The organism is Saccharopolyspora galaxeae (assembly GCF_016526145.1).
GTDB lineage: Bacteria > Actinomycetota > Actinomycetes > Mycobacteriales > Pseudonocardiaceae > Saccharopolyspora_C > Saccharopolyspora_C galaxeae.
On sequence record NZ_JADDUE010000003.1, the window covers coordinates 221,475 to 234,879 of the forward strand.

At 71.7% G+C, this 13,405-nt stretch carries 10 protein-coding genes; 4 read left to right on the top strand and 6 right to left on the bottom strand.

Going from position 1 to position 13,405, the window contains the following annotated elements:
* Positions 1–52 precede the first annotated feature (52 nt).
* Positions 53–1,531 carry a carboxylesterase/lipase family protein gene (locus INP57_RS08730; RefSeq protein ID WP_200069593.1) on the bottom strand — a complete coding sequence of 493 codons (1,479 nt, stop codon included), beginning with the start codon at positions 1,529–1,531 and terminating at the stop codon, positions 53–55.
* A complete protein-coding gene (locus INP57_RS08735) occupies positions 1,528–2,442 on the bottom strand; it encodes an MBL fold metallo-hydrolase (protein ID WP_200069594.1) in 915 nt (304 codons plus the stop codon). Before INP57_RS08735 ends, INP57_RS08730 begins: the two co-directional genes overlap by 4 nt.
* A gap of 94 nt (positions 2,443–2,536) precedes the next feature.
* On the opposite strand from INP57_RS08735, the gene INP57_RS08740 reads away from it, so the two are divergent.
* Both INP57_RS08740 and INP57_RS08745 read left to right on the top strand, forming a co-directional pair.
* Positions 2,537–5,158: a helix-turn-helix transcriptional regulator gene (locus INP57_RS08740; protein ID WP_307849970.1), complete on the top strand. Its 2,622-nt coding sequence runs from the start codon at positions 2,537–2,539 to the stop codon at positions 5,156–5,158.
* Between the two features lie 256 nt (positions 5,159–5,414).
* Complete coding sequence (locus tag INP57_RS08745) at positions 5,415–6,626, top strand: exo-alpha-sialidase (RefSeq protein WP_200069596.1); 1,212 nt, start codon at positions 5,415–5,417, stop codon at positions 6,624–6,626.
* 228 nt (positions 6,627–6,854) lie between these two features.
* On the opposite strand, the gene INP57_RS08750 is transcribed toward INP57_RS08745, so the two are convergent.
* Genes INP57_RS08750 through INP57_RS08760 form a run of 3 tightly spaced genes read right to left on the bottom strand, consistent with a single transcriptional unit; the run spans position 6,855 to position 9,342 of the window.
* Positions 6,855–7,247, bottom strand: a complete 393-nt coding sequence (locus INP57_RS08750) for a VOC family protein (protein WP_200069597.1) — start codon at positions 7,245–7,247, stop codon at positions 6,855–6,857.
* Positions 7,248–7,288: 41 nt separating this feature from the next.
* Positions 7,289–8,014 carry a FadR/GntR family transcriptional regulator gene (locus INP57_RS08755; protein ID WP_200069598.1) on the bottom strand — a complete coding sequence of 242 codons (726 nt, stop codon included), beginning with the start codon at positions 8,012–8,014 and terminating at the stop codon, positions 7,289–7,291.
* Between the two features lie 29 nt (positions 8,015–8,043).
* Positions 8,044–9,342, bottom strand: coding sequence for an enolase C-terminal domain-like protein (locus INP57_RS08760; RefSeq protein ID WP_200069599.1), 1,299 nt, complete (start codon positions 9,340–9,342; stop codon positions 8,044–8,046).
* A 327-nt stretch (positions 9,343–9,669) separates the two neighbouring features.
* Between INP57_RS08760 and INP57_RS08765 the strand changes: the two genes are divergently transcribed.
* Positions 9,670–10,977 carry an MFS transporter gene (locus tag INP57_RS08765; protein ID WP_200069600.1) on the top strand — a complete coding sequence of 436 codons (1,308 nt, stop codon included), beginning with the start codon at positions 9,670–9,672 and terminating at the stop codon, positions 10,975–10,977.
* Between the two features lie 11 nt (positions 10,978–10,988).
* Entirely contained in the window at positions 10,989–11,882 is an 894-nt protein-coding gene (locus tag INP57_RS08770) for a fumarylacetoacetate hydrolase family protein (protein ID WP_200069601.1), read from the top strand.
* Positions 11,883–11,887: 5 nt separating this feature from the next.
* Here the strand turns inward: INP57_RS08770 and INP57_RS08775 are convergent, their stop codons facing one another.
* Positions 11,888–13,402 carry an IS1634 family transposase gene (locus tag INP57_RS08775; protein WP_200069602.1) on the bottom strand — a complete coding sequence of 505 codons (1,515 nt, stop codon included), beginning with the start codon at positions 13,400–13,402 and terminating at the stop codon, positions 11,888–11,890.
* Positions 13,403–13,405 lie beyond the last annotated feature (3 nt).

Consider the following 13,405-nt stretch of genomic DNA (forward strand, 5'->3'; position numbering starts at 1 on the left):
GCACGCCGGTGCCGCCTTCGGGAGCGGTTCGATGCCAGTGCCGCGGGCCCACTCACCAAGCAGCCCGTTCCAGCGGACGATGGTCGTCGATCGTGGCCGAGGGGCGCGCGAGGTTCCGGACCCGGCGCTGCGGCAGGGTGTAGCGGTCCCAGCCGGGGTCGCCGGTGGCCGCGAAGCGAACCCATGCCGAGTGCACCTCCCGAGCCAGCTCCGGCGAGAAATCGTCGCCCAGCAACGAGTTCGGGCCGTGCAGCCGCGGTTCGCCCGCCGAGTCGAACACGAACGGCAGCTCCACCTCGTGCGCCGCACCGAGCGCCCCGCCCAGCGCCGATGACCGCCAGGCGAACTCGTAGCGGTAGGTCGGCTGCCCGCGTCCGGCGTGCGCGTCGGCGAGCGCCCGGGTTCCGGCACCGAACAGGCCGTCGCCGAGCACTGCCGCGCGCAGCTCACCGGCGGTAGCCGACGGGCGCTGCTGCCGGTAGGCGGCCACCAGCCGGTCCGGCTCCGGATGTGCTTGCACCGCAACGTCCCCCACGTCGTCCATTGTGGACGAATCCAGTCCGCCGCCGGGGGCCAAGTACAGGTTGCCCTCCGCAGCGTTGTTCCCGATGAGCAGATCGGCGTCGGCACCGGCGCCGGCCGCGACCGCCACTGCCGGCTGCCTCTCCAGCACCGGACTGAACCGCGCCAGCCGCAGCAACGGATCGCGGTGCCCGTCCAGCCCGAGATCCATCGGGCCGAGCTGCTCCACCGCGTCGACCAGCCGCTCGTCCGGCACCTCCGGCAACGACCCGACCGGCACACCCAGCAGCTGACCCAGCCGCTTCATGACGAGCTCGGATTGCGCGGGTACGAACGCGCCGAGTCCGTTTCCGCTCTGCGAGATCACCTTGCGGAACAGCCCGCGCGCCGCCGGATCGGCCAACGCGACCGCGACGATGGTCGCCCCCGCGGACTGGCCGAACAGGGTGACGTTGGCCGGGTCGCCGCCGAACCGGGCGATCTCCTCCTGCACCCAGCGCAGCGCGGCGAGCACGTCCAGCAGTCCCCGGTTGTCCGGTGCTCCCGGCAGCGACAGCCAGCCCGGTGCCCCGATCCGGTAGTTCAGCGTCACCAGCACCACGCCGTCCCGGGCGAACCCGGTGCCGTCGTAGAGCGCCGCCTGGCCGGAGCCGGACACGAAGGCGCCGCCGTGCACGAACACCATGACCGGCAGGCCGCGCGTCGCGGTGTCCGGGGTCCACACATTCACCGTCAGGTAATCCGCGCCGCGGACCCAGCCGGGGCCGAAGAACGGGCCCATGTCCAGGGCACCGAATTCTCGCCGCGGTGCCGGAACGGTGGGGCCGGGCATCGCCGCATCCCGCTCCCCTGCCCATCTCGGAGCCGGCCGGGGAGCGGCGAACCGCGCGGGCCCCGTCGGGGCCGCTGCGTAGGGGATGCCGGAGAAGACCAGGCCGGTGCGGCTGCGCCTGCCCCGGACCCGGCCCGCGTTCGTGCGCACCACCGGGTTCTGCTCCGCCGGGCTCATCGGTTGATCCGCTGCGGACGGTCGAACGCGGCCCAGTTCGTGATCTCGAAGCGGTCCCCGGCCCGGCGGACCTCGGCGGCGCCGTGACCGCCGAAGTGCGCGGGCACCACCAGCGCGGTGTTGTCGGCGGCGAACTCCAGCAGCCGCCTGCGGGACGCGCGGGCGGCCGCGGGGTCCTCCTCGAAGTCGCAGTTGTGCACCGGATCTTGCAGTTGCAGCGGGGTGTGCAGCAGGTCGCCGATGAACACCGCGCGATCCCGCCCGGAGCGCAGCTGCAGCACCGACGATCCGGGCGTGTGCCCGGGAGCGGGCTGCAAGCGCAGGTTCTCGTCGATGACCCGTTCGCCATCCCACAGCTCGGTCAGGCCCGCCTGGTGCACCGGAGCGACGCTGTCCTCGAACACGTTCTGGTGGCTCAGCGCCCGCTTCGGCCGGTGCTCACCCATCGGATTCCAGTACTCGAAGTCGGCGCGCGGCAGCAGGTAGGTGGCGTTCGGGAACGTCGGCACCCAGTCCCGGCCGACGAGCCGGGTGTTCCAGCCGACATGATCGACGTGCAAATGCGTGTTGACCACGATGTCGACGTCTTCCGGGCGCACCCCCGCGCGGGCCAGGTTGCCGAGGTAGTCGGTGTTCAAGTGCCGCCAGTGCGGCGAGTACGGCCGTTCCTTGTGGTTGCCGACTCCGGTGTCCACCAGGATCGTGCGGCCAGCGCTGCGCAGCACCCAGGTCTGCACGGCGGAGACGAACCCGTTGTCGGCCGGCGACCAGAAGTCCGGATCCAGCCAGGACCGCTCGGCCTCGAATTCCTCGGCGGGGATTTCCGGGAAGAACTCGTCCACGGCCATCGCGCGCCCGTGGAACTCCAGCACTCGCGTGACTTCGACGTCTCCCAGCGTGATGCTCTGCATGGGTCGAATATGCGCGGCACCGCCGATCGCGCGGTATCCGTCACGTGACTGCACCTGTCCCCGCGCGGCTACAGTCGATGGCCGGGAGGCGGCAGTGCGGGAGATCATCGGACGGCAGGCCGAGCTGGCTCAGGTGCGGCGAGCGGCGAGCGGCACCGGGCGGGTCCTGGTCATCACCGGCGACGCCGGAATGGGCAAGACGACGTTGCTGGACGCGGCGGCAGCGCAGGGCGCGCTGCGGGCCTCCGGCAGCGAGAGCGAGGCGAACCTGGCGTTCGCGGGGCTGCACCAGCTGCTCGCGCCGGTGCTGCGGCAGGCCGCGGGCACGGCTGAGGCGTCGCGGCTGCAGTGCGCGTTCGGGATCGGCGACGGGGAACCCGACCCGGATGTCATGGGCCTGGGGCTCGCGGCGCTGCGCCTGCTGTCCGATACCGGTGGGCTGCTCGTGATAGACGACGCGCACTGGCTGGACCGGGGCACCCTGGACGTGCTCGCGTTCCTCGCGCGCCGGATCGAATCGGAGCCGCTGAACCTGCTCATCGGTGCCCGCGATGATCGGCCGCTGCCCGGACTGGACCGGCTGCCCACCTTGCGGCTGGAACCTCTCGACGACCTCTCCGCGAACCAGGTCCTCGACGCGCTGCCGCAGGCACCGGCCGGGGCGCGGCGACTGCGCGTGCTCGCCGAGGCAGGCGGCAATCCGCTCGCACTGGCCGAACTCGCCGCGGTGCCGCAGGAAACCGGGCCGGGGCCGCTTGCCACCACCGAACGGCTGGAGAAGATCTTCGCGGCCCGGGCGCAGGAACTGCCCGAACGAACCCGCGAACTGCTGCTGGAACTGGCCGCCGCCGACGCCCCGGACGCGGTGCACGCGCCAGGCGCGGGCTGGGAACCCGCCGAACGGGCCGGGCTGGTGCGCTGGACGGGATCCCGGTTCCGCTTCCGGCACCCGCTGGTGCGGTCCGCGCTGTACCACTCGGCGCCTTTCGAACACCGCCGCCGGGCGCACCTCGCACTGGGCGAAGCGACCAGGGACGAACCGGACCGGCGCGCTTGGCACCTCGCGGCGGCCGCCGGTGAACCGGACGAGGACGTCGCCGCCCTGATGGAGAGCACCGCCGAGCGGGCCCGCCGCCGCGGCGGTTACGTGGCCGCCGCGACCGCGCTGGAACGCGCCGCCGACCTCAGCCCGGACCGCGGCGAGCGCGCCCGCCGACTGGTGCTGGCGGCGAACTCCGCGCTGTTGACCGCCCAAGCCGGTTGGGTCGAAGACCTGGCGGCGCGGGTCGTGGAACTGACCGACGACCCGGAACTGCTGGCGTCGGCCGAACTCCGCGCCGGGCAGGCGCTGACCGTCACCACTCGTCACGATGCCGCGTTCGCACAGCTGTCGCGCACCGCGAGCGCGTTGGCGCAGCGAGATCCGGACACCGCGCTGAGCGTGCTGGCCACCGCCGCCGTGGTCGGTTACTACTCGGCGGAACCCGGCCGCAACGATCGGGTGCTGGCCGCGCTCCCGGAGATCCCCGGTCCGCATGATCCGGTGACCAGGGCGTGGGTGCTCGCGGTGGCGGACCCCGCGGGCAGCAGGGACGAAGTGCTCCCGCAGCTGCCCGACCTGACCGCCGCCGAGTCCGGCCCGGGCCGGGCGATCGCGGTGGCGACGATCGCCTGGCTGCTCGACGAGACGTCATTCGCGGTGCGGCTGTTCGAGCAGGCTTTCGACCGGTGGCGGGTGCGCGGGCCGCTACCGGAAGGGCTCGGCTGCGCCCAGGGATGGGCGCTGTTCGAGTACGGCGCCTGGGCGCGGACCAGGGTGGTCGCCGCCGAGTCGGTCAGCAGCGGAGCCCGCGCGGAACTGCCGCACGTCGTCGCCGGGGCCAAGACGATGGACGGGGCCGTGCTCGCGTTGCAGGGCCAAGCGGGCCCGGCCCGGGAGCTCGGCACCGCAGCACTGTCCATGGTGGACCCGGCTAGTAGCCGGATGGTGGCCGTTCGCGCCAGGTACGTGCTGGGCATCGCAGCCGCCTCCGAAGGCGACCACGCGACGGCCTACGCGCAGCTGCGCCGGGCGTTCACTCCCGATGGCGACTTCCTGCACCACCACCAGTCGGCCGTGGCGCTGCCGGAGCTGGCGGCGGCCGCGGCCCGGCTCGGGGAACCGCACGACGCGGAGCGCATCGTGCTGCGCGCGGCTCGGCGGCTGGGCGACGACGCATCACCGAGGCTGCGCGCGCTGGTCGAGCATGCTCGCGCCTTGCTGGCCGCGGAACCGGAACAGCACTTCACCGCCGCCCTCGCCGATCCGCGCACCGAGCAGTGGCCGTTCGAACGGGCACGAACCTTGTTGCACCAGGCCGAATGGCTGCGCCGAGCCCGACGCATCGCCGAAGCGCGCGCACCGCTCTCGGCGGCGCTGGAGACGTTCCGCAGGCTCGGCGCCCACCCGTGGGTGGCCAGGGCCGAAGCGGAGCTGCGGGCGGCCGGAGCGGCCGAGCCCCGCGAGGAGCACGCCGCACCCGACGCGCTGGCCGAGCTGAGCCCGCAACAGCAGGAGATCATCCGGCTCGCCGCCAGGGGCTTCACCAACCGCCAGATCGGCGACCGGATGTTCCTGTCACCGCGCACGGTGGGATCGCACCTGTACCGCTCGTTCCCGAAGCTCGGCGTCAGCACCCGCAACCAGCTGCGCGACCTGTTGCAGAGCGCTCGGTGACCGGCTCGGCACTCGTTGCTCAGCAGGTCGGCTTGCTCGCGGCCCGGTGCGACTGCGATCGCCGACGTGGTCACCTGCTCGCCGAGCCCCGAAGCGCAGCCCGGCAGTTCCGGTAGACGCGCCGCACCCGCGATCGTCCCGGTGCGGGGTCTCCCCGGACGACACGGTCACCTCCGAATCGCGGTACCCGGCGCCGGGCGAACCGGGCAGACTCCGATCACGACGGGCGATCTTGTCCGCGATGGGGAGGACGAGCGTGATCAGGACACCTGCGCTGCTGCTCGGCGGACTGCTGGCCGCCGCGATGCTGCCCACCGCGACGCCCGCCGATGCCGCGCAACCCGCGCCCGGCGCTGCGGAGCCCACGCCCGAAACCGCCCGACCGACGCCCGAGGCGACCGGAACGCCGCTGTCACCGGACAGCGGCCTCTACCCCACGTCGGTCCGGTTGGCGCACGCGGGCGAGGACAACGGCGCGGTGCTGACCGGAACCGTCAGCTTCGGCGCGGACGGCGGCTCCGCCCGCTTCTACGAGAGCACCGACGAAGGCGCGACGTTCGACGAGGTCGGCCGGATCACCGACCCGGCCTTCGCGGGCGGCTTGTGCTGCGGCAGCATGCTCGAACTCCCCCGCCAGGTCGGCGATCTGCCGGAAGGCACGCTGCTGTGGACCGCGAGCGTCGGCGCCAACCCCGAAGACCGGCGGATGTCGCTGCCGGTGTGGCAGAGCCAGGACCGGGGGCGGACCTGGTCGTACTTGTCGACCTGCGCGACCGCGCCGGGCACCGGAGGCCATTGGGAACCGGAGCTGTTCGTCGACGACGCGGGCGCGCTGGGCTGCTACTTCGCCGACGAGAACGACCCGGAGCACAGCCAGAAGTTGCAGCGCGCGGTCTCGACCGACGGTGTGAACTGGGCCGCCCCGGAACCCGTCGTGGAACTGGCGGATCCGGCGCTGCGTCCCGGGATGCCGGTGGTCCGACGGCTGCCGGACGGTCGCGCCTACCTGTCCTACGAGATCTGCGGCGCCGAGGGCCCGCACATCTGCGCCGCGCACTTCCGGCTCTCCGACGACGGGGCGGACTGGGGCGATCCCGCCGCGCAGGACCCGCTGCTCACCTTGGGCGACGGCCGGTATTTCGCACACGCGCCGAAGATCACCGTCATCGACGACGGCACATCCGACGGGCGGCTGATCACGGTCGGCCAGGAGTTGCGCAACGCCGACGGAACGGTCGCCGAAGGCAACGGCGCAACGCTGTTCGCCAGCGACGAGCCCGGCGCCAACGACAACGTGGCACTGCCCGCTCCGGTCGAAGTACCGGGCGCGCGCGACGAACCCTGCCCGAACTACAGCTCGTCGCTGGCTCCACTGGCCGATTCCGGCCGGATCCTCGAAGTCGCCACCGACTACGACGAGAACGGAACTTGCCGCGCCTACTTCGCCACCGGAGACCTGACCGGCTAAGCGGGCTGGCCCGTCCGCGCCTACTTCACGGGGCCAACTGTCCGAGGCTCCGCTGACGTTGCCGCGGAGACCAGCAGGCTCGTGTCCGCCGAACTGCTCGATCTCCGCACCCGCGTCCACGCCCACATCACCGCTGTCATGAACGAAACGTGACCTCGAAGCGCACGATTGCTTCGTTGCACGGTTCGATGTAGGTGGTCGCGTGCACGGCTGCTCGCCGTGGACGGTTCACTCGCCGGTTTGCTGCGCGATCTGGATCAGGTTGCCGCAGGTGTCGTCGAGCACGGCGGTGGTCACCGGGCCCATGTCGGTGGGTTCTTGGGTGAAACGCACGCCGAGGTCGCGCAGCCGCTCGTACTCGGCGTCGACGTCGTCGACGGCGAACGAGGTCCACGGGATGCCGTCGGCGACGAGCGCCTCCTTGAACGGCCCGGCCGCGGGGTGGCCGCTGGGTTCGAGCACCAGCTCGGTGCCGTCCGGGTCCTGCGGGGACACCACGGTCAGCCACCGCGGCCCGCCCACCGGGATGTCGTGCTTCTGCTGGAAACCAAGCACCTCGGTGTAGAACCGCCGGCCCTTCTCCTGGTCGTCGACGAGCACGCTCGCGAGGTTGATCCGCATGTCGATCCCTCTTCTCGTCCGTTGCCGGGGCACCGCAGACCTCAACGCACATCCTCGTCGTCCGCCACTCCGTGCAACCGGCCCAGCACCCAGCTTTCGACATCGGCGACGTGGCGGGTCGCGGCGACGAACGCCGCCATGCTGTCCCGATCCTGCAGTGCGCGGTAGATGTCGTTGTGCTGCTGGTGAGTCCGGGTGAGCACGTCGTCTTTGACCAGCGCTCGCCAGATCCGCGCGCGGGCGGTGCGCTGCGCGACGGTTCCGGCCAGCGATTGCAGAGTCCGGTTGCCCGCGGCGGCGACGATGCCCGAGTGGAACGCCAAGTCCTCGGCGACCAGCTCCTGCGGGTCGCGCAGCGTGCGCATCCGTTCGATCCGATCGCCCAGTTCCGCCAGCTGCGCCTCGTCGATGCGGGTGGCGGCCAGCGAGGTGGCGCCCGGCTCCACCACCCGGCGGCACTCGAACAGCTCCCGCAGGCCGGTGTCGTGCGAAAGCTGCAGGAACCGGCCGATCGCGTCGACCACCCGGTCCGGGCGCAGATCGGTGACGAAGGTGCCCGCGCCGTGCCGGACCTCCAGCACCCCTGCCATCGTCAGCGCGCGCACCGCCTCGCGCAGCGACAGCCGGGAAAGCTCCAGGTCGCTCGCCAGCGCAGTCTCCGGCGGTAGCTTCTGGCCTGGTGCGAACTCGCCGGACTCGATGCGGCGCTTGATCCGGTCGATCGCCTCGTCGACGACGCTGCTGCCGACGGTTTCCGGGCTGGACATGCCGGCCATCTTCGCGCCCCGCCCGGGAGTCAGGCCCACTCGGGGCCGTCGGGATAGCTGAACCGCCGCAGCGAGTCCCGGTGGATCTGCGAGCTGTATCCGGGACGTTCCGGCGGCAGGTAGTGGTCGTCGCGCAGCCGCACCGGATCCACGAAGTGCTCGTGCAGGTGGTCGACGTACTCCACCACCCGGTCTTCCAGATTCCCGCTCACCGCAACGTAATCGAAGATCGACAGGTGCTGCACCAGCTCGCACAAGCCCACTCCCCCGGCGTGCGGGCAGATCGGCACGCCGCGCGCGGCCGCGAGCAGGATGACCGCGACGGCCTCGTTCACCCCAGCCAGGCGGCAAGCGTCGATCTGGCAGATGCCGAGCGCTTCGGCCTGCAAGAACTGCTTGAACATCACCGCGTTGTGCCCGTGCTCGCCGGTGGCGACGTGCGTGGGGGCGATGGCGCGCTGGATCGCGGCGTGCCCGAGCACGTCGTCCGGGCTGGTCGGTTCCTCGAACCAATGGATGTCGAACTCGGCGAGCCCGCGGTGCCAGTCGATCGCCTCCTGCACCCCGAGGGTCTGGTTCGCGTCGATCATCAACCGCCGGTCCGGGCCGAGCACTTCCCGCGCGATGCGGCAGCGCCGCTGGTCGTCGGCCAGGTTCGCGCCGACCTTGAGCTTCACCGAATCCCACCCGGCGGCGACGGCCTGTTGGCACAGCCTGCGCAGCTTCTCGTCGTCGTAGCCGAGCCAGCCCGCGCTGGTGGTGTAAGCCGGGTAGCCGTCGCGGCGGATCTCGGATTCCCTTGCGGCGCGGCCGGATTCGGCGCGCTGCAGCATCTCCAGCGCGGCCTGCGGGCTGAGTTCGTCGCGCAGGTAGCGCCAGTCCACCAGGTCCACGATCTGCTGCGGCGACATGTCGGCCAGCAGCTTCCACACCGGTTTGCCCGCCAGCTTCGCGGCCAGGTCCCACCCGGCGTTGACGACCGCCGCGGTGGCCAGGTGCAGCACGCCCTTGTCCGGGCCGAGCCAGCGCAGCTGGCTGTCCGCGGCCAGGTGCCTGGCGAATCCGCCCAGGTCGTCGGTGATGTCGGAAAGCGCCATGCCGCGGACGCGCTCGGCCACCTGCCGCGCGGCGGTGACGACCAGGTCGGTGCCGCGGCCGATGGTGAAGGTGAACCCGTGCGCCTCCGGCACGTGCGGGTCGTCGGTGTGCAGCACGACGTAGGCGGCCGAGTAGTCCGGCGCCGGGTTCATCGCGTCGGACCCGTCGAGCTCCCGCGAGGTGGGGAACCGCAGATCGACGGTCTCGACATCGACGATGCGCGCGGTCATCGGCTCGCTCCCTGCATCCGGTTGCCGGTACGCGAGCCAACTCATCAGATCTCTTGACCGGAATCAAGACCGCGAACCCTTGAAAACGCGATCCGGATCACCATACTGTCTGCGCGCTCCATCAACGCTTGAACCCTTCACGCCCAGCGCAGCACTAGCCGTGGAACCGGAGTGAACGGCTTGTTCGTCCCAATAGATTGGACGAACGGTCCGTTCGCTCGCAGGAGCCCGGGAGCGGCGGCGCGCGAGGTGCCACTGCCCAGCCACTCACCCGGACCGAAGTCATCTGAGCATTCGCACTCGTCTGCAACGACGCAGGAGGTCGTAGTGCGCACGTCGTCCGCCGAGGCCGTTCGCCGCAAGGTCTCCCGGCGCCTGCTGCCCACGCTGTTCGTGATGTTCGTACTGTCCTTTTTGGACCGCACGAACGTTTCGCTGGTCAAGGAGCACCTGGAGGTCGATCTGGGCATCGGCGCCGCCGCCTACGGGTTCGGCGCCGGGGTGTTCTTCATCGGCTACGCGGTGCTCGGCGTGCCGTCGAACCTGGTGCTGCACCGCTTCGGCGCGCGCCGCTGGCTGGCGCTGATCATGCTGGTGTGGGGTGTGCTGTCGTGCGCGATGGCGCTGGTGACCGGGCCGGTGAGCTTCTACGTGCTGCGGCTGCTGCTCGGCGCGGCCGAGGCCGGGTTCTTCCCCGGCGTGATCCTCTACATCACCTACTGGTTCCCGGCGCGGGAACGCGGCCGGGCGACGGGACTTTTCCAGTCGGCGGTCGCGATCGCCAGCATCATCGGCAATCCGCTCGGTGGTTACCTGCTGGGCCTGCACGGCGCGGGCGGGATCGCCGGGTGGCAGTGGATGTTCCTGCTGGAGGGCGTGCCGACCGCGTTGCTGGCGCTGGCGGTGCCGTGGCTGCTGACCGACCGGCCCGCCGACGCGAAATGGCTCAGCGAAGCCGAACGCGAGCAGCTCACCGCACGCATCGCGGCCGACGAACCACCGGAATCGGCCGCGCCGCCGAAGCGGGCCGGTGAGGTCGTGCGGGACACGCGCGTGCTGCGGCTGATGTTCATCTACTTCGCGATCCAGATCGGGCTCTACGGCGTGACGTTCTGGCTGCCCGCGCTGGTGCGCCGCATCGGCGGGCTCGGCGATCTGGGCACCGGGTTCGTCTCCGCGCTGCCGTGGCTGTTCGCGCTGGCGGGTGTGCTGGTCCTGCCGTGGTGGTCGGACCGGACCGGGAATCGGCGCGGGCCGCTGGGACTCGCGTTGGCGATGACCGTGGTCGGGCTGGTCGGCGCGGTGCTGTTGCCGCCGGTGGCCGCGGTGGGCGCGCTGTGCGTGGCCGCTTTCGGTTTTCTGGGCTCGCAGCCGGTGTTCTGGACGGTTCCGCCGACGATCCTCACTGGAGCGCAAGGCGCGGGCACGATCGCGCTGATCTCCGGGCTGGGCAACGTGGGCGGATTCGTCGGGCCGTACGTCATGGGGGTCACCGAGAGCACCACCGGTTCCGGAACGGCCGGGTTGTACGTGATCGCGGCCGTCGTCGCGGCCGGAATCGTCACCACGTTCTCGTTGCGGTGGCTGACCGAACGCACCACCGGACCGTCCACATCAGACCTCGAAGTCGCCTGACAGGAGGACCGATGCACATCGTGCGCTACGCCGACCGCCACAACGAAATCCACATCGGACTGATGGAAGGCGAATCAGTGCGCCGGCTCCCCGGCGTGCGGCGAATCGCCGACCTGCTGCGGCTGTCCACCGCCGAACTCCGCGCGATGGAGCCGGCGGCCGAACCGGCGGGTGCGGTGCGGCTGCTGCCGCCGGTCGACGGGCACACCGAGATCTGGGCCGCCGGAGTCACCTACGAGCGCTCCAAGCAGGCGCGGATGGAGGAAAGCAGCGAGCAGTCCGTCTACGACCGGGTCTACCTCGCCGAACGACCGGAACTGTTCTTCAAGGCACAGCCCTGGCGAGTGGTCACCGACGGCGAGGCGATCGGAGTGCGCGCCGACTCACCGCTGAACGTGCCCGAACCGGAGCTGGCGGTGTTCGCCAACTCCGCCGGGGAGATCGTCGGCTACGGCGTGTGCAACGACGTCAGCTCGCGCTCCATCGAGGGCGAGAACCCGCTTTACCTGCCGCAGGCCAAGGTTTACGCGGGCAGCTGCGCGCTGGCACCCGGCATCCGGCCCGCGTGGGAGGTCGACCCGGCCGGCCTGGAGATCAGCCTGGAGGTGTTCCGCGCCGACGAATCCTGCTTCGAGGGAAAGGTGCACACCTCCGCGCTGCACCGCGGCTGCGAAGTGCTGGTCGAGCACCTGTTCCGCGGGCAGCCGTTCCCGCACGGCGCGGTGCTGGCCACCGGAACCGGCATCGTGCCCGAGATGGACTTCAACCTGCGCCGCGGAGACGTCGTGCGGATCGGCATCAGCGAGGTCGGCAGCCTCACCAACCAGGTCACCGACGTGCGGACCGAACTGGACTGGCTCGCGGGCACGCTCGACGCACCGCACGCACGGCAATCCGTGGTGTGACGGGCTCACCGCGGCGCGAACTCGGCCAGCCCGAACACCTCGAACAGCCGCCGCTGCGGCTCGGTCAGCTCGGTCAGCAACCGCCTGGTGCGCGGGCGCCCGCCGGTGGACGGGTAGCGCAGCACCACCTCGCGGATGCCGCCGAGCTGCTCGAACAGCTCCCGCACGGACAGGTCGAGACCGGCCCGCTCGGCCTCGTGGCGCATCACGTGCAGCACCGTCACGGCCAGCACCGAGATCATCCGCTGCACCTCGGCGGGTTCGGCGGGTCCTTCGGCGAGCCGGGCGAAGGTGGATTCCAGGTGGTAGCGGGCGCGGTAGGCGGTGACCAGCTCGGCAACCGGCCAGCCGTCCCGATCGGTGACCAGCAGCTGCTTGCCGAAGAACTCCTCGGCGACCCGCGCGCGGGCGGCTTCGTCGACGTGCCAGCGCAGCCGCATCGGATTCGCCTCCAGCGAGGTGACCAGCACCCGTTCCACCCAGCGCACGCGGGTGATCCGGGCGACCTCGGCCAGCGCCTGGTCGCGCGAGTGCCGGTAGGTTCCCGCGGCCAGCGCCTCGGCCAGGCCGTCGAGGCGCCGCGCCGCCTGGTTCAACGCCTGCGCGAAACCGCGCGCCTGCGCGGCGTGCAGGGTTTCGGAGTGGGTGAGCACCACCCGCCTGCTCACCCCGTCCACCACCGCGCGGGTGTCCAGCGCCGTCAAGCCCGGCAGCCGCCGCTCGTCCACGGCGGTGCGCGCCCCCGCGGTGTAGGCCAGCAGCTCGGGGTGGTCGGTCAGCAGCAGGCCCCCGACGAAACCCACGTCCGGGCTCGGCCCCGCGTGCGCGCCCGCGTCGAACACGGCGGTCACCTCGGCGCTGCCGCCGGCACGGTGGCGTTCGGCGAGCCGCCCGGCGACCGCGGCGTAGCGCTCGTCCCCGCCGCGCCGGTGGTCCTGGCTGCTCAGCGGGATCGCGCCGTCCCGGCTCACCAGCAGCGCCGAACCGGACAACCCGTCGGCCGAAGCATCGATCGTCGCCTGCGGCACGTCCACGACCAGTGCCGATCCGCCGCCGATCCGCTCGCGCACCGCGGCCGAGACCGCCTGCTCGATCCGCTGCCTGCGTTCCGGGTCGAGCCGCCGCAGCGCCCGCCGCGAACGCCCCTGCTCCCAAGCCTGCTCGGGCGCGCGGATCAGGTGGGTGAGCTCGCCCGAGTCCGTCCCCACCACGCGCTCCAGCACGGCCAGCGCCAGGTGCGTTCCCACCGAGACCGCTGAACGCTGCCTGCCGATCACTCCGTCGACGATCCCGGCGAGGTCCAGGGACCGGATCGTGCGCCACACCGCCGCCACATCACCGAACGGCAACTGCCGGGTGCGCTCCGGTTCCGCCGCCGAACCGCCGAGCGACCCCGCGACGTCCTCGGCGGTACCGAGGTAGCGCTGCCCGACGATGCGCGGGCGGCCGTTCACCCGCCCGGACTCCGCGTAGTAGTAGTAAGTCCGCCCGCCGCGCCGCTTGCCGATGATCGACCCCACGCT

Excerpts from the sequence above, each read along its gene's own strand:
- INP57_RS08750 (WP_200069597.1), bottom strand. The coding sequence starts at position 7,247 with ATGCGGATCAACCTCGCGAGCGTGCTCGTCGACGACCAGGAGAAGGGC.
- INP57_RS08770 (WP_200069601.1), top strand. The coding sequence starts at position 10,989 with ATGCACATCGTGCGCTACGCCGACCGCCACAACGAAATCCACATCGGA.
- INP57_RS08760 (WP_200069599.1), bottom strand. The coding sequence starts at position 9,342 with ATGACCGCGCGCATCGTCGATGTCGAGACCGTCGATCTGCGGTTCCCC.
- INP57_RS08755 (WP_200069598.1), bottom strand. The coding sequence starts at position 8,014 with ATGTCCAGCCCGGAAACCGTCGGCAGCAGCGTCGTCGACGAGGCGATC.
- INP57_RS08730 (WP_200069593.1), bottom strand. The coding sequence starts at position 1,531 with ATGAGCCCGGCGGAGCAGAACCCGGTGGTGCGCACGAACGCGGGCCGG.
- INP57_RS08735 (WP_200069594.1), bottom strand. The coding sequence starts at position 2,442 with ATGCAGAGCATCACGCTGGGAGACGTCGAAGTCACGCGAGTGCTGGAG.